Raw genomic sequence first — 16,710 nt, forward strand, 5'->3', positions numbered from 1 at the left:
GGCAAAAAGTATGGCTGCATAATTGCTACTTTCATGCAACCACCATCCCTTTCAACGAATCCAAAATAAACCTCTCATTTAAACCTGTACTTCCCGCCCAAATAGGCAAACACAAAATACGCGATGAAATATCCCTAGAGACTGGGTATTCAGCTGTACTTTGCAATTCTTTTACCTGCTCAAGTGAAGGATAAAAGTAACGACGAGCCTGAATACCTTTCTCTGCCAAATTGGCTACGGTATTTAGCACTGCCTGTTCGCTCTCTAACACCATGGGGAAGTATGCATGGTTGTTGTTTGCATTTGAGTGGCGCTGCTGTAGCTGATATTGATGGCCTAGCTCTTTTGCATACGCATCCCATATATCAGCACGTTGCTGTTTGATAGTTTCAATGTCGTCAAGCACAGCAAGCCCGACCGCCGCGTGAAACTCACTCATCTTTGCATTAGTACCAAGCATTCCGATCGAATCAGGCCCATCAATGCCGAAATTGATCATTTTTCGGATTTTATCGGCTAGCTCTTTGGTTTTGGTAATTACTGCGCCGCCTTCGACCGAATGAAAAAGTTTAGTGGCATGGAAACTGATGGTGCTAGCATCGCCATGCTTGAGCACTGATTCGCCATGTAAGGTTGTCCCAAAACAGTGGGATGCGTCATAAACAGTTTTTAAGCTGTGCTTGTCAGCGATAGCTTGAATAGCCTCGACAATACAAGGGTTACCAAATACATGCACTGGCACAATGGCGGAGGTTTGTTCGCTTATCTTTTCTTCAATGAGTGCTGGGTTTATATTCCAGGTGTCTGGGTCAATATCGGAAAACACCGGCTGCAAGCCTTCCCATTTTAGTGTGCTTGCTGTTGCAATGAAGCTAAAGGGCGTAGTAATGACCTCGCCTTTTAGCTCATGTGCTTTGTAGGCGAGGTGTAATGCCAATGAACCATTGGCGACAAGCACAAAACAATCGGGGTCGATACCCAAATACTCCGCCAATCGCTGGCTTAGTTTTTGAACAAGAGGGCCGTTATTAGTAAGCCAATTGGTCTCGTAAATGCTGTCGATATAGGCATCGACTGTTGCACGATCTGGTAAATAAGGTTTCGTAACTGGAATCATAGCTCTTTTAACACTTCCTGATCTTTTACTGCTTCCGAATTTTTCAGTTGTTCTGCCCCTTCAGCTTCAACTAACTCCTTTCCCATTTCCTTTAGATAAGCGCTGTATTGCCCCTTCCCCATTTGCTTCACTTTGTCCAAAAGATCTTGGATAGAGAGCCATCCATTATGCAGGCCTATTTCCTCCAAACAGGCAATCTTGAAACCCTGGCGTTTTTCGACTGTTTCTACAAACTGGGATGCCTCAAGCATGCTTTCATGCGTGCCTGTATCTAGCCAAGCAAAGCCACGCCCTAAGGTTTCTACAAACAGGTTGTTTTTCTCAAGATAGGCATTATTGACGCAAGTAATTTCCAGCTCACCACGCGAGCTAGGTTGTACGGCTTTTGCGATGTCGACCACACGATTATCGTAAAAATACAATCCCGTCACGGCATGTTTTGACTTTGGTTGGGCAGGTTTTTCTTCAATAGATATAGCTTGTTTGTTTTGATCGAATTCTACTACTCCAAAGCGCTCAGGGTCTTTTACCTGATAACCAAACACGGTGGCTATTTGCTCTTCTTCGACTTTGCGTTTTGCTTCAAGAAGCTTCGGCGAGAAGTTGGGGCCGTAAAATACATTATCACCCAAAACCAAACACACTGAATCTTGACCAATAAACTTTTCACCGATGATAAAGGCTTGCGCGAGACCCTCCGGCTTTTCTTGTACGGCGTATTCAAGCTGAATACCAAACTGCGATCCGTCACCTAAAAGCCGCTTGTACTGAGGAAGATCCTCGGAGGTTGAGATGATTAAGATTTTGCGAATCTTGGCAAGCATCAATACCGACAATGGATAGTAGATCATCGGCTTGTCATAGATAGGTAATAACTGCTTTGATACACCTAGCGTGATCGGGTGTAAACGCGTACCCGAGCCACCGGCTAATACTATGCCTTTCATTAGTCAGCTAGCTCCAATAGGCCGCCATAAATTTCCATTCCGCGAAGCTTATTCGCCCAAAAAACAAGCTGCTTATACCAGTCTAAAGTTATTGTCTCGGGCGTTTTATCCAAAGTACCTGCTTGAAGGGCGGCAACAATCTCTTTCACACCCCGCTCTGCATTCCATGCTGCCTTCCATCCCAAGGTGCGCTCGATTTTACTAAAATCCACTTGATAACTTCGGTGGTCGGGATCGCCATACCACTCTACCTTAATTTCTTCATTAAGGAGTTCGCCAACCTGTCTTGCGACTCGCTGCCCAAGATCCCCTAACTGGTAATTATTTTCAGCACTACCTACGTTAAAAATTTCACCATTCACTAGCCCCGAATCACACTCAAGCAACAAACACATTACATCCGTTGTATCTTGGACATGCAGCATAGGACGATATTGCTTACCGTCCCTCATCAAAGGCAGAACTTTGTTTGAATACGCGCCGTAAGTCATCCCATTAACAGCTAAATCAAATCGCATCCTCGGACTCGCACCAAACACTGTTGCCTGACGCATTACAGCCACACAAAAGTCAGCCGAAGATTGCTCCAAAACACCAAATTCTGCCTGTTCATTTGCTTTCGCATAAGTTGTTAATGGATTGGTTGGCGTAGATTCGGATGCAACCTCATCAAGAAATCCATAAATGCTACAACTTGAAGGCAGGACATATCGCTCGCAACCTGCCTGTTTTGCGAGATTGGCAGTTCGCACACGACTTTGATGATTTATTTCCCAAGTCACGTCTTGAAACAATTCGCCACTCGGATCATTGCTTATTGCGACCAGATCAATCACACCATAGACACCCTCAAAAAGACTTTCTGGAATCTTGCGAGAATCCTCGACCACAATCTGAAGGTTTGCATGGGGAGTAAGCTTATCCTGACCGAAGAAATACCTATCTAGAGCAACAACTGCATAGCCTTTTTCCAACAACTTTGGCACTAACACGCTACCTATGTAACCGCCCGCCCCTGTAACCAATATTTTTTTCATTTTATCCAATTCCATCTTTCAATCTTGATTCTTTAAGCCCCGTATTAGGGCAATAATACAGCCGAGCAGGCCACCAAGCATCGCACCGAAGATACATATCAAAGCGCGTTTTGGTTTGGACTTTTCTTCCGATACACGCGACTCGCTGACGGTTTTAAAAACGTATTCGGTAGAGCCTTTGGCAAGCATGAGCACTTTGGTTTGGTCTTCAATGAGGTCGTAGAAAACACTCTGCATGCTTGCGAGTGGAGTTTCTTCAATTTGTTGCTTTAGGAAGCTGACGTTTTTTTGTGCTTCTTCGGCGTCACGCGCTTTTAGTTTGGAATTGATTTTATTAAGGAGCGCATCCACCCACACTTTGGCGACTTCTGGCGAGTAGTATTCAATGTCAAGACTGGTAAAGCCGCTGACTTTGTCTTCGCCTACTGACAGGTATTCTTTGAACTGCTCGTATAACTCCCAAGAGCTTGGCTCTGCTTGCTTACCTTTAGGTGGCTCGCGCGTCCAGGTTTGAGTTTGCGGATCGTAGATTTCGGTGTCGTAGATCAGCTCGTCGGTTTCAGGGTTCCAGTCTTTGACTGCAAACACTTGCGTGGCGATATTTTGCTCTTGAATAAATTCCTCTATAAAAGCCCAGCTCTGGAGGATTTCAAGTGCTTCGGCGGTTTTATTGGAACCGCCACCACCAAGGTTAATGCCAGCCAATGAGGCAAGACCACCGAATTGACCTGCGAGTTTGCCAAGGCCGCCACCTCCTGCGGATTCTGCAGGGGCAAGTACAGCGGTGCTTTTATACATATTTGGGAGTGAAAGAGCGTAGAAGACGGAGGCAACAGAGAAGATGGCGGTGAAGCCGATGATGATCCACTTGCCGCGCATGAGGACACGCCAGAGTTCGAGGAGGTCTATTTCGTCATCGTAGGGGGGGTGCGATTGGGGCGCATGGCTAGTCCCGAGAATCGAGGGTTGTTGCTCTGACACTTTTTATTGCTTCCGTTACTGTAGTGTTCTTTTGTTTTCCGGCATAGCCGGTTGATATTTTTTCTTTTCAGGTTTCGCCTAAAGGCGAATTAAGGGCTTTGCGCCTGCAAAAGCCCTTAATAATCCAAAACGGCCCCTGCTCTTCGGCCCTTCGGGTTCGCTTATCACTTACTCAAAGCCGGCGCTGCGGAACTCACTCACTTCGTTCGCTCAGACAGTCCTCGCGCAAATCCGGTTTTTCCTTTCGTTCTTCGCCCTTAAGCCAAGGGGTTATTTGCTTCGATAGCATTTTGTGTTTACGAAGCTTCTATAATCTTGGCAGCTTCGTTCAATTTTTGTGTGTACGAGACTTCTGTATATCTATTCACTTCATTTTGAAGTGCGTTATTTGATTGCCATCAATATTAGCTGAGGTTTGGCATTAAATGGCTTAGCGTTTGTTAATGGTTGGGCATTCCTAAAGAACGACATTTTGAGCTCATGTTTCAAAGACTTACTTAATGCAAAGCCCTACTCGGCGATATGTTCTGAGATTCCCAGTCGAGCTGAGAATGACGACTGCAGCGCTCCATTTGGCAGATATATTGTAAGGTTCCCAATCAAGCTGAGAATGACGCGGCTGCCTAGTATTATTTAGGCACGCTTCCGCCCGAGGGGCGTTTTCCTTTTGCCTTGTTCGAGCGACCTTGCTCTTTTGTTTTCCTGTACGCTAATAACTAATATGACAGTTTTTTACAGTTTTTTGTAGCGCTTTATAGACTTATATTGGGTGTTTTTTTGCTAGGCGCTTTGTTTTTTGAACTCGGTATTTTTTAGGGTGAGTTTTGTTTGTTTTTCGAGCAGCTTGATGAATAACACGGAGCGTTCTAGGCCATCTTGCGTTTGGTAGATGGCAGATAAACCGTTAAACGGGTCGTCGGTAATGGTAACGATATCACCCTTATGAAGATTGGTAGCGCTATTGGCTGCAGCTGCGTGTTGTAAGCTGGCGATATTACTTTGCAGCTGTGAAATAAGCGCCTGGTTAACTTGGGCGAGTTGCCCACCAAAACGGACGAAATCATAAACACCGCGGGTTGAGCGTAAAGCGTTAAAGTTTGCTTTGTTACCGGCCACGTTGACGAATAAATAACCAGGGAATAAAGCTTCTGTTTGCGTTGTGCGCTTGCCGTTTTTTAGGCGCGTGTTTTGGTAGTCTGGGTAGAATGCTTGATAGCCCTGGTTTTGGATGTTTTCGCAGGCGCGGGCTTCGTTACGGGGCTTTGTGGTTAATAGATACCAAGGCATGGTAACAGCCCTTTGTTATTGTTGTTGGTTTTTTCAGCGCCGCTTTCGTGCGGCGGACGAGTTAAGGGGCAGAACCAATAACTGTAGATTCCGGATCAAGTCCGGAATGACGGTCTTGGCGTACTCTAACCCATTTAAGCTAGATTCCATCGGCACTGGCCGACAGCAGCTAGGGTCTTTGTTTCGCCAAAGACCCTAGGACCCAAAAGCGACCCGGAGCGCAAGCGCTCGACGGGATTTCACCCTTCGATAGGTTTTTGAGTTTACGAGGCTATAATAGCGCTTTTGAAACACGTCTAAAGCACGCCAAAAGATGCAATAAATAGTCGAAGTCAAAGTAAGCGGACTCTAGATTCCGGATCAAGTCCGGAATGACAGCCTTGGCGTACTCTGAACCCGACTTTGCGGAATGACGGTCTTGGCGGACTCTGAGCCCGACTGTATACCTATAAGCTACCCACTGCGGCAGCGCCGAGTGCTATTTGGTAGAAAATCTGGCTCACGTCACGCCAAAGTACTAACTGGTCTAGCTTGTCTGCATCTAGTGGCACGACAACCGTATCACCTGGCTCCATTTGCGCGTCATTACTGGCAAACCAATGACCGCTATCAGGCAGTTGTACGCCACCATTTGCTTTAATAATGTAAATACGATCTTCATCCGCTTTGTCTGTTGTACCACCGCTACGCTCGATGTAATCGGTGTAATCAAGCTTCGGTTCGAATACCTGCGAGATAGGCAACTGCACTTCACCAATAATAGTAACACTGTTCTTGCGTGAAGGAATGGTTAGCGCATCACCATTTTGTAGCGGAATACTGTAATCAAGGTCTTCGGCTAGTACTTTGCGCAGATCAATCACTAAACGTCCTAGCGCTGGCGTTTGTTGCAATTGAGCAAGTAGCTCTTGTGCTTTACCGATATCACCACTACGACGCGATGCATCTTTTTCAACAAGCTGCGCTTTGGCGATGTCTTCTGCCAAACGGCGCTGCATTTCTTGCAAGCGTTTCTCTTGCTGTTCTTTTAACTCGATACGCGTAAATACTGCACCAGGCACATAAGCATAATCCGTCACACCACCCGCCCGCTTAAGAACATCGCGTAGTTCATCGTCTTTATGAATCGGGTACACGCCTGGGAAACGCACTTCGCCTTTTAACTCTACGAAATGGTTTTCAACCCATTCTGGAATAGCCCGAATTTGGAGCACATCGCGCGATTTAAATTCAAACTCGCGCCCTGACGCCATACTCAGGTCAATTTCATAACGCGCTTGAATTCGTTTTTGCTGATCATCGAAATCAGTACGATTGATCTCAGCGCTAAGCTTATAGGCTTTCTCAGTTAAACCACCAGCTGCGTAGATAAGATCTTCAACGTTCATACCTTCTACGAGCGGAAAATCCCCCGGGTAACGCACAGAACCAGTAATACGTACTTCTTGAGACGGGTTACCGATCTCACTCTGTGCACGAAGTTCTTCCAGAATTTCATCAATTACCCACTTACGCCCCCAGTAAGCTGCTTCTTTTTCAAATTCAGTAACGGTAAAACGAGTACGTGAATGCGCACGATCTCGGTCTAATAAAGGAGATTGAGCGTTATCGGTAGATGACGTTTGATAATCGAGCGGCAAACCCGTTATACGCGCGTCTGAAAATGCAGCACTTGAATTCGCAAACTCTTCTGCCTGAGCAGCCATCTCTTCATATTCCGGAGAGAGCTTTTGATCGCGCGGATACAATCCGAATACTAGAATCTCGTCTTTGCTTTTAAGCTCAATATTGTACTCAGAGCTTGGGTCAGCGAGTGCGCGATCCATTCTGAACGACAGCACTTTTAAGGTTTGTTGGGGCGGCAAATAACGCTTAATTAAGCCATAACGTAAATCAGAACCTGGCTTGAGTTGATCTACGGAACTAATCACGTCTGTCAGGCGCATTCCGTCTTTGAAGCTTTGTACACCAGGGCGATATACATGACCGCGCAGAGCAATCGTGTCTTCGACTTTTTCGAGGACTGAAGGAATGCGCAATATGTCGCCCGCTTGCGCTGGATTCGCGTTTAAGTCTTCTGCTTTGGCCGATACATTCAATACGGTTCGCTGATCAACATCATTGATACGCTCTAACGTACTCTTCTTTGGATAGGCCGAAGGTTTTAAGCCTCCAGCAAAACCAAGCAAGTCGCTTAATGTCTCACCTTCTTTGAATTCATAAATTGCAGGCCGGCGCACTTCACCATCTACGCCCGCTGTATTGCCAACGGGAGGAATAAACACCACATCACCCGAACGTAATGCAGCATCATTAGAGGTATCACCTTTCAAAAGTAACTCGTACAAATCTAGCGTTTGTACTAACTCACCTTTTCGTTTGAGCTGAATATTACGTAGAGACCCGCTCTCACTGATACCGCCACTCAAAACAAGCGCATTAGTAATGGTCGACAGTGAACTCACCACATAGCTGCCTGGCACATACGCCTCACCAAGCACAAATACCCTAATCGACTTTAGCTCCCCCATCGAGATTGAAGCTTTCACACCGATCATGCGCTTAGAGACTTCGTCACGCAGCTTGTTTTTAACTTCTTCAAAACTAAGGCCTGCCACGTTCAATGGGCCTAGTTCTGGAAAATAAACCTTTCCTTGCGCGTCGATTCCGAGCTGATAGCTCTTACTTTCCTTACCATAAAGCTCTACTTTTAAGGTATCACCCGGACCAAGTACGTAATCATTTGAAACAGGAATATCATTCACTGGTTCAAATGTACTTGGAGCCCCTGCAAATAATTCATAACCGAAAGGTACTAATTTGCCTGCTTGATATCGTGCACTGGATTCTTCTTCTGGCACATCTCCTCGAGGCAAGGCTTGTTCACTTGGGTCTTGAGACTGCCCACTTCGAGTGAGTACAGAAACTTGCTGTTTAGTTTGTTCTTCTTGAAGACCACTACCACTCGTGCCACCGCCAAATTGGCTTAAATCGACGCCATACTGCGCAGCTAAAGCTTGTTGTTGCGTAGGATCCATACGCATAAATTGATCAATAAGAAGAGGATCCACATCGATGGCGGAAGCTGGCGTAATAACACTTACAAATAATGCAGGCGCTAAAAAAGAAGAGATAAATCGAGCAATTCTTTCCATGAAGCGATGTTTCTTGTCTTTACTGTTGTTGTTCTGTTTTCTAATCAGCATGCAGTGTACTACACGAATGTTTTTCGGCTAGAACTTTCATCGTTACCGTTACGTTAATGATGTCGTTTTTTTACTCAACCGTTTTTCTCAGAGGACTTTTCACAATAAGCGATTTACCACCCCTCCACGACCAGCTTGCCCATCAACTCGCCATTCTCTATCACTTGATGCGCAGCGAGCAGGTTCTTAGCATTAATAGGGCGATAGGTATCAGCTAACACACTCTTCAAAATACCTTCATCTAAAAGGCGTGAGACTTCCGAAAGAATATGACGTTGTTCGATCATGTCAGGTGTTTTGAACATTGCTCGCGTAAACATGAATTCCCACACCAAACTCGCCGATTTAGGCTTCAACTTATTCAAAGCCAGTGGCTTCACATTATCTACAATGCAGCAAATTTTGCCTTGCGGCTTAATGATGTCACACATTGCATCGAAATGTTGATCAGTATGACTACAACACAGTATGTAATCAGCACCTTTGTAGCCAAGTGTCGAGATTTGCTGCTGAATATCGTCATGGTGATTTACAACATGCGCTGCACCTTGACTCACGCACCACTCAATTGCGCCACGTTTACTCGCTGTTACCACTACTTTCAAACCTGCTAAACGCGCGGCCATTTGTGTAGCAATTGCGCCCACTGAGCCAGAGCCGCCGATAATCAATAATGTTTTTTCGCTATTGTCTTTTGCAAGGCTAATTCCCAAGCGCTCAAATAAAGCTTCCCATGCAGTTAGGGAAATAAGCGGCATAGCAGCAGCTTCTGAATTTGATAATTTACTCGGCGCAGGCCCAACAATACGCTCATCAACGAGCTGATATTCACTATTCGAACCTTGCCGCGTGATATCGCCTGCGTAATACACTCGATCACCCGGCTTATAAAAACGTGTTGCATCACCCACGGCTTTTACAATACCAACCGCATCATAACCGAGCACTTTGGGTTCTTTTTCAACTGTATCTTTTGGGGATCTTACTTTTGTATCGACAGGATTGACGCTGACCGCATCAACTTGCACGAGAAGGTCGTGCGCCCATGGTTTCGGAATCGCGAGCTCAAAATCCTTGAGTGCATTATCGTCGCTGACAGGTAGGTATTTTGTTAGGCCAACCGCTTTCATTTTATTGTTATTCGACATCCTTCATCCCTTGAAGTGATCACGCGTTATCGCATTTGGTAGGACGAAGTATAACTTAAGCCGCTCGCGCACGGTCAAGCAGCTTATTGATTTATTTAGCGTTTATCGATTTTCATATCGATTTAGATCAACAATGCCAGATTTTTCCGACTGGTTAAACATATACCAAACATGCAGCCAATCGGAGAAGTCCCAAAACTTTGGATCCGTTCTGCGCACTGCAAAGTCATCCAACAAGGCAACATAATCTTCTTCGGTTTTCATTTGACCGATGCGTTCGACGAAATGGTCAAACAAGACCGTATGCACATCAAAAAACACTTTTGGATAGCTACCTAGTACACCAGGATAAAGCGTTAAGGTATCTCGTTCAGGAACAAGAAATTCGTCTTCCATAAACAATGAAGAGACATTCTCATGAAAACGATTACTCGCGATTGAGAACAACTGCATTTGTCCGTCCGGTGCTTTCACGCGCACCATAACTAACTCTGGCAACAATGAAGCGGATACTCCGCTAACCTTCTCTAATCGCTGCAGAGGATCATTTAATTCTGGAAATTGGTCCAAATAGACTTTTGGTAGTACCGATACGCGACGGTTTTCAGCGCGTGTATAATCATAGATTCTGTCGAGCAACTCGTTCTTCGGATCATCCGAGCCATATTCAATTGCATTGCGCGGCAACTTCATTTTATGCAGAACGTTTAGATAATCCTCCACCTTCTCTTCCGCGCTTTGATACCAGCTTAAAAATTCTTTCTCCGCGACATCATCAGGCAAGAACATTAAGAAATTGCTTTCACCTTCCATGCGTAAAAAGTCCATATACAAACGTGTATTCAACTGGTGGCCCACGTTGCCATACACATCAAAGCCGGCAACTAGCAAGTAGTGAATGCGTTCTAACAAACTATACGAAATTACCCAAGCGGTTTTCGGCTTATCGCCATGCAATCCCTTTACGACTGTCGCATTATCAAAGTGACGAAATATAGTGAGTGCTGCGTTCGGGTTATGCGCTTCATGCCCATCGATATTGCTTGTCAGACTTTTGCCACTCCAGAGCATATCGAGTGACAACTCAGCAACACCATCAGAAAAACTGTTGATGTAGTTGAGTTTATCAGTCAAATGCTTCTCTTGAAGCGCAGCGTATTTGGTCCATATTTTAAATGGTGAGGCTGTACTTCGATCTTCAGCAGGTAAGCGAAGGTTGCCCGCATAACTTTCAGCACGTGCTGGCTGATACAGCATAGTAGGAATGTCAGGGTCGACAAAAAATACCCAGAAATGATCTTCGATCACATTCAAGGCCACTTGCCCACGACATACGGGCCCCTTGATGTAACCCATTATCGTGAATTCAGCTTCTTGTAACATGAATTTATACCGCGCTGAAGCCGGAAGCTCTTTAAACGTAATAAATGGATTCGATGCACTCTTAGCATCATAGCCAGGCAATTTAGTCACTTCATAGTCGGCATTCAAAAACCACTCACGCCAAACCTTCATGCGCGCATCATTGAACTTATAAGGCATGTGGGTTTTATCGACGATCGTTCTGCGTACGGGCTTTAATCGGTAATAGAAGTTTGTTGTATTAGGATCATCAAATGGTCGACGTGAGGCAATTTCATCAATCGCCTGACCGCTAGGCGTGCGCGAACGAACCAAATTGAAATATTGGCCATTACCTAAATCTTCAAACCAAATATTCGCCAAAAACAGGTGTTCGTAGGCATAACGAGAGAACAACTTTTCTTTATTGCTCGGGCCATTAAAGAAGGCCTCCCATTTCGAGACTTGATCTAAGTAAAGCTGCCCTAGCGGCGACTGTGGCAGAACTGGTGAGCCCGCTTCTACCCAACGTTGAATCGTATTAAAGTCTTCATCGCTAATGGCAGGAAGTCCGAAAGGCATTCCCCACTCCGGATGGGTTTTGGCATAGCCTTCGTATTCTTCAATTGTTGGACACTCTTGCGCACGATCTGTTGAGAAATCGAATACATCTGGGTCAAGTTGCGCCGTTTGCGGAAGCGGATGCTGACGCTTTTGCTCCAACATTTTTAAAAGCAAACTGCCCTGCACATTAGCGACAGGATTTTGCGCACGCTCATTCAATACAGGAAAATAATCCCGCGCACGCCACTCTTCGGTTGTTTTTGCATCGACACCAAGACGGGAGGGCTCAGCCGCTACGATACGAGCCCCGTCATATACCAACTCTTTACTCGCGCCACGATCAAGCCCGTCATATGACGACAACTTCAACTGACATGGACCGTCATAACAAGCATGACAACTGACACAACGCTTATCAAAGATGGGCTGAATATCGCGATGATATTCTGGGACACCTTGCTGATATTCAGCGACTTCACGATTTTGTACCTCGGGTTCACCCCATTGTTGATCAAGTTGATGTTGTGCAATCGTGGCACAACCAATGACGAAGAGGCTTATGAAGAAGTAACTAAGAAGGTGCTTTGATTTCATAATAGTCGGCTAGCTAATTTGGTTTGGATTCTATTTAGTTTGGCTAAGTAGCAGTTTAGAACAGCTGGGGAATGCTTCAAGATGAGGTTTTTGTTTTGACCTAAAGGTCGCTTGAAGAAGCTTTTAAGTTGAGCTGTTTATTTTCAAACTCTCGTTAATCTTAAATTCAATACTTCTAATCCGTTTATGTTCTTTCTTGCTCGCACAAGAAAGAACCAAAGAAATGCGTACCTGCTCTTCGGCCCTGCGGGTACATTCGTGACTGGTTAAAAATGGCGCTGCAGGACTCGTTCGCTACGCTCTCTCAAACAGTCCTCGCTTTATCCATTTTTAATTGGCGTCACTCATCCTACGAGAAGGCAGATTCCGCTTCGATGAAGCTTTTAGAAAAACAAACATGACTTTGCAGTCGAGCTGACAACGAATAAAGACTGATAGGTTTTGACCTGAAGTTTGTTGAAAGGGGCTTTGGGGTTGAGTTGTCTATTTTCAAACTATCGTTAATCTTAAATTCATTACTCCTAATCCGTTTATGTTCTTTCTTGCTCGCGCAAGAAAGAACCAAAGAAATGCGTGCCTGCTCTGCGGCCCTTTGGGTACATTCGTGACTGGTTAAAAATGGCGCTGCGGCCTGGCCCAGGCCACACTCTCTTGCTTCGCCATTCACCTTGTCTCGTTCGCGCTGCTCTCTCAAACAGTCCTCGCCTTATCCATTTGTAACTGGCGTCACTCATCCTACGAGAAGGCAGATGCCGCTTCGATAAATCTGGAAAAAAAACAAGGTTTGTGTCTTGCACCAACACCCCTTCTGACATGATGAGTCGCGGATAAAATAAACAGGAATTCGTCGAGGACTGTTTGAGCCGAAGGCGAGTCCCGCAGACGCTGTTTATTTTTGAGCAACGAATAAGACCGAAGGGCATGTCAGCGGGGCTGATTGGGATTGTTAAGGGACTTGTCAGCACAAGTGCCTTAACTCGACCTTTAGGTCGAAACCTGAAAGCGGAACAATCAAAGCTCTTAAGGCGCTGTAGGCCGCCGCTGACAAAAACATTTAAATGAAATTGAGCATTAATCCAACAACCGATTAAATTAATTCATCGCTATGACAGAAAGAACAAATAAACCTCAAATCAAAACCTTAAAGCGCCTATCGGCCGCCGCCGACTCTGTTCCCTAATCTAATGGAAAATTAAACGCTAAGTGAAAAACACCATCCTCTGCATCAGCAAAACGATAGCCAAAGCCAATGCGCTCGATATCACCCACTGAGGTTTCAATGGCTTTATCTAAGCCCCAAGTAAAACCAAGCTCGTGTACGTATTCATCTTGAAGAACAAGAGCTTCGTTTTCCTGAAGATCAAAGCCGACAGCAAAATAATAACTCGTCACATAGAATGAGAAGAAACTGCTCAAAGGCCCAAGCATGAGTCGCTCAGGAAACTTGAGATCAGCGCCAATCTGGAACGAACTAAAGTTTTCAGAAGCCGCATCTCTGGATGAGAAGCCAGCATGCTGCACCTTCGCAAACAGTATTTGTTGCTCTCCCCAAATATCCGTATACCGAAAAATAGACGAGCCTATTGCGTAAGTCGTGGCGCCATTGTGCGAGCGTAAATCCCGGGCATACCCAACATCGGCAAACGGCACAAACTTGAGCGCTTCCGAGTCCCAATAGTCTTTTTCAATCCCTAGTCCAATCGACATAGTGGAAGCGTCTTGCTCGAGATCAGTATTACCAACTCGCTCATAATCGAAGTTAGATAAGCCCAATGAAACAGGAACTCGCCATCGAAAATCACCTAGTGACGGTAAGATCTTCCTGTCATCCTCAAACCGCGGCATCAAGTTCAGAATAGTGACATCGTTGTCAGCGGTTTGATAAATACCAGAGCCGTAGTAATTCGAAAACGCGAAGTGCGGTTCGAATACTTCTTGTGCACGCAACTGAGAAGAGAAAATAAGAAAAAATAAAAACGATAAAAATGGGGTAAGAGTATGAGTGCTCTGACCCCAATCTGTTTTATGGAGAAAGGATTGAACTATCAAAATCGCCTGCATTCGTAAATAAGCCAGATGGCCCCGCGAGGGCATCTGCTGCGTCTGTCCATGCGTTTACGTTATAGGCTGTTTGAATGTCATTCAAGTCCGTGACATCAATCGCTTCTTGAACGAACTCAATAAAATCGGCACCACTGTTTACCGTCAGATCCGGCGTAGCGACAGCACAATTCGATGAGCTAGTCACACTACCGTCTGCGAGATCTACACAAATGGTACCAGTGATTGAAGCAGAAGTGCTGTCACGCTGATCTTCAATGTTCATCGACACCTCAGCAAACGCCGCGGCATCAGCTAGAACCGCCGATTCCGCCGCAACGATAAAAGCGTTATGGTAAGTGCCCGGACCACCGGAGTTACCTTCAAAAGCTGCAAAATACACATCTGCATCATCGCCCCCCTCAATCAACAAACGCATCAACTTAGATTGCGCATCATTTTCAGAATCATCTGAAACATTCAGATATTCAAAGCGCATCTCACCCGTTTCTTTATTTTGAAGCAGCGTATTAATGCCAACAGCATTTCTGTCTTGATTAACAGGCTCTAGCTGCAAAACATTTAGTGCCGTAACGCTATTGCGAATCCAATACCAAACAAACGGATCGCCCCCCGCTGACACTTGCACCGCTCGATCAAACAGAGACTGCTCGGTACTGATATCAACCACTTCCACAGACACTGAAAAAACCGTATTGTCGATAGGGTCGGGGCACGCGACATTGTCTAGCGTCATTGTATCGTCTTCTCTCACACAAAAATCATATGTGCCCGCTGCCATTGCTCCTGGAATTCCTCCCGCTAAAACACCCAGCACATTAAACATCCCGTCCAACTGACCAAAGAGCGTCGGTTTAAAAATGCCATCGTCATTGCTGCGCGCATAACCCGACTCAAGATGATATCCAATGAAATCTTGAAGATTCACATTTTCAACATCTTCACCTGCTCTGAAGATACCCGTGATATTAGGATAGGCCTCATCGGTTTGAACTACTCCACCAGGTGGCTGAATTTTGTCAGTATTGTTTATACTTGCCCACAAGGCACTGATATTTTCTGTTGCATTCACCGGCGCCGCAATCGCGAACGATTGAGAGGGAAATAATATGCCTTCGATACCATGACGCAACTTTTCAAAACCTCGAGCCACCGTTTGATTGCTACCATACGATGGAAGAGCGCTATCGACAGACTTCGTTACATCGGCAAGGTCATTAGGTGTTGGAGCTGAGTTCTCAACAAAGTCAACTCCAGAAGAAGAGCTTGAGCTTGAGCTACAAGCCGAAACAAAAACAGATGCAATGACACATCCGCCAATCAATGATAAATAATTCATAACTCACAAAACCTCAATATTAGAATAAGCGTCGCACTTACAATGCTCAATTGCACGACTATTACCTGAATATGAGCGTTGTCTAAAGTACTCTTTCTAGTCTAGACAATAAGACTTACAGTGCAAAAATGTAGTCGGTCAAAAGTAAATCACCTCGGTCATGAAGCCGAAGAAAATTCGGCCATCAAGCCAAACATCGATGGAAGGACAAGGAACTTGTGGTAAGGTATTTTGTTCTCTGAGTTTCGTTCGAATGAGGATGCGCTTGTGTACACATTATTAAATCGACTTCTTGCTCTTGTGATAGTTCTGATCATTGCAAGTTTGTTGCTTGTTTGGCTGCTCAGTCCTTACCTTATTCAGTACTATGCGCCCAAAGTCCTTGTAGACTATAAACTGCAATTAAGTGACGGGAGTCATGTACGCCTCAATCCATTCAAAGGCGCAGTCAGCATTGAAGATTTCCAACTCATCAACACGAAAGACAAAAACTTAGGCATAGAGATCTCTGAAGCCGTGATTGATCTTAACCTTTGGTCTCTCACTCAAAATGTCGTGTCGTTCGACGCCCTAGATTTTGACAATATTCAACTAAACATTGAACGAAATGGTGATGCGACTCGAGTTGCCGCTTTTGATATTCCAGAAAACTCAAACCAAAAAGAGCAAGAGACAAACACTAATAACGACGCTACCCCTAAAGCGTGGAGTTTGAATGTACCGCTGTTAGAGATTGATGCTCTCAGCATTGAATTCAGCAACAACGACAAACAACATAGCGCGCAACTAAACAAGCTTAATCTATCTGAACTGACGTTAGCTAGCGACTCACTTAGAGGGACCTTTCATCTAGACGCTTTAGTGAACGACGCTGCGCTGAATCTAGACACCGACTTTGATTTCCATTCTTCAGATGAAGGATTGTCAGGCAAGGCATCATTTTCATCGTCCCTCGCAGAGCTGCAAACAAAAGCTTTTGCATATCTTGCCAAAGATTTTACCTCACGAGCCGAGGGAGCCATTAGCTATGAAATTAATGGTCAACTATCTCTTGATAAAGCGCAGAATTTGACGCTTGAATTAACGAA

The 16,710-nt window shown here is 45.1% G+C and carries 11 protein-coding genes; 1 reads left to right on the forward strand and 10 read right to left on the reverse strand.

Annotated features, from left to right (window positions below):
- Window positions 1-31: 31 nt before the first annotated feature.
- The 10 genes from A3739_RS04190 to A3739_RS04235 form a co-directional block, all read right to left on the reverse strand.
- Window positions 32-1,117 carry a DegT/DnrJ/EryC1/StrS aminotransferase family protein gene (locus A3739_RS04190; protein WP_068474575.1) on the reverse strand — a complete coding sequence of 362 codons (1,086 nt, stop codon included), beginning with the start codon at window positions 1,115-1,117 and terminating at the stop codon, window positions 32-34.
- Window positions 1,114-2,064 carry a glucose-1-phosphate thymidylyltransferase RfbA gene (gene rfbA / locus A3739_RS04195; protein ID WP_082878256.1) on the reverse strand — a complete coding sequence of 317 codons (951 nt, stop codon included), beginning with the start codon at window positions 2,062-2,064 and terminating at the stop codon, window positions 1,114-1,116. The genes A3739_RS04190 and rfbA overlap by 4 nt, the downstream gene beginning before the upstream one ends.
- Window positions 2,064-3,101 (reverse strand): NAD(P)-dependent oxidoreductase, encoded by a 1,038-nt coding sequence (locus A3739_RS04200; RefSeq protein WP_068474590.1) that lies wholly within the window; start codon window positions 3,099-3,101, stop codon window positions 2,064-2,066. Before A3739_RS04200 ends, rfbA begins: the two co-directional genes overlap by 1 nt.
- A gap of 18 nt (window positions 3,102-3,119) precedes the next feature.
- Entirely contained in the window at window positions 3,120-4,082 is a 963-nt protein-coding gene (locus tag A3739_RS04205) for a Wzz/FepE/Etk N-terminal domain-containing protein (protein WP_231876744.1), read from the reverse strand.
- A 780-nt stretch (window positions 4,083-4,862) separates the two neighbouring features.
- A complete protein-coding gene (rfaH, locus tag A3739_RS04210; RefSeq protein ID WP_068474578.1) occupies window positions 4,863-5,369 on the reverse strand; it encodes a transcription/translation regulatory transformer protein RfaH in 507 nt (168 codons plus the stop codon).
- A gap of 446 nt (window positions 5,370-5,815) precedes the next feature.
- Window positions 5,816-8,575, reverse strand: a complete 2,760-nt coding sequence (locus tag A3739_RS04215; protein ID WP_082878258.1) for an SLBB domain-containing protein — start codon at window positions 8,573-8,575, stop codon at window positions 5,816-5,818.
- 113 nt (window positions 8,576-8,688) lie between these two features.
- Window positions 8,689-9,723 carry a zinc-binding alcohol dehydrogenase family protein gene (locus A3739_RS04220; RefSeq protein WP_231876745.1) on the reverse strand — a complete coding sequence of 345 codons (1,035 nt, stop codon included), beginning with the start codon at window positions 9,721-9,723 and terminating at the stop codon, window positions 8,689-8,691.
- 102 nt (window positions 9,724-9,825) lie between these two features.
- On the reverse strand, window positions 9,826-12,222 hold the full coding sequence (locus tag A3739_RS04225; RefSeq protein WP_068474581.1) for a fatty acid cis/trans isomerase: 2,397 nt from the start codon (window positions 12,220-12,222) through the stop codon (window positions 9,826-9,828).
- A gap of 1,176 nt (window positions 12,223-13,398) precedes the next feature.
- Window positions 13,399-14,271 carry a hypothetical protein gene (locus A3739_RS04230; protein ID WP_156502340.1) on the reverse strand — a complete coding sequence of 291 codons (873 nt, stop codon included), beginning with the start codon at window positions 14,269-14,271 and terminating at the stop codon, window positions 13,399-13,401.
- Window positions 14,246-15,622 (reverse strand): hypothetical protein, encoded by a 1,377-nt coding sequence (locus A3739_RS04235; protein WP_068474586.1) that lies wholly within the window; start codon window positions 15,620-15,622, stop codon window positions 14,246-14,248. The genes A3739_RS04230 and A3739_RS04235 overlap by 26 nt, the downstream gene beginning before the upstream one ends.
- Before the next feature lie 267 nt (window positions 15,623-15,889).
- On the opposite strand from A3739_RS04235, the gene A3739_RS04240 reads away from it, so the two are divergent.
- Window positions 15,890-16,710 (forward strand): hypothetical protein (locus tag A3739_RS04240; RefSeq protein WP_156502341.1); only part of this gene is annotated, 821 nt, incomplete at its 3' end.

The sequence above is a fragment of the Oleiphilus sp. HI0067 genome (genome assembly GCF_001635735.1).

Excerpts from the sequence above, each read along its gene's own strand:
- A3739_RS04190 (WP_068474575.1), bottom strand. The coding sequence starts at position 1,117 with ATGATTCCAGTTACGAAACCTTATTTACCAGATCGTGCAACAGTCGAT.
- rfbA (WP_082878256.1), bottom strand. The coding sequence starts at position 2,064 with ATGAAAGGCATAGTATTAGCCGGTGGCTCGGGTACGCGTTTACACCCG.
- A3739_RS04200 (WP_068474590.1), bottom strand. The coding sequence starts at position 3,101 with ATGAAAAAAATATTGGTTACAGGGGCGGGCGGTTACATAGGTAGCGTG.
- rfaH (WP_068474578.1), bottom strand. The coding sequence starts at position 5,369 with ATGCCTTGGTATCTATTAACCACAAAGCCCCGTAACGAAGCCCGCGCC.
- A3739_RS04215 (WP_082878258.1), bottom strand. The coding sequence starts at position 8,575 with ATGCTGATTAGAAAACAGAACAACAACAGTAAAGACAAGAAACATCGC.
- A3739_RS04220 (WP_231876745.1), bottom strand. The coding sequence starts at position 9,723 with ATGTCGAATAACAATAAAATGAAAGCGGTTGGCCTAACAAAATACCTA.
- A3739_RS04225 (WP_068474581.1), bottom strand. The coding sequence starts at position 12,222 with ATGAAATCAAAGCACCTTCTTAGTTACTTCTTCATAAGCCTCTTCGTC.
- A3739_RS04235 (WP_068474586.1), bottom strand. The coding sequence starts at position 15,622 with ATGAATTATTTATCATTGATTGGCGGATGTGTCATTGCATCTGTTTTT.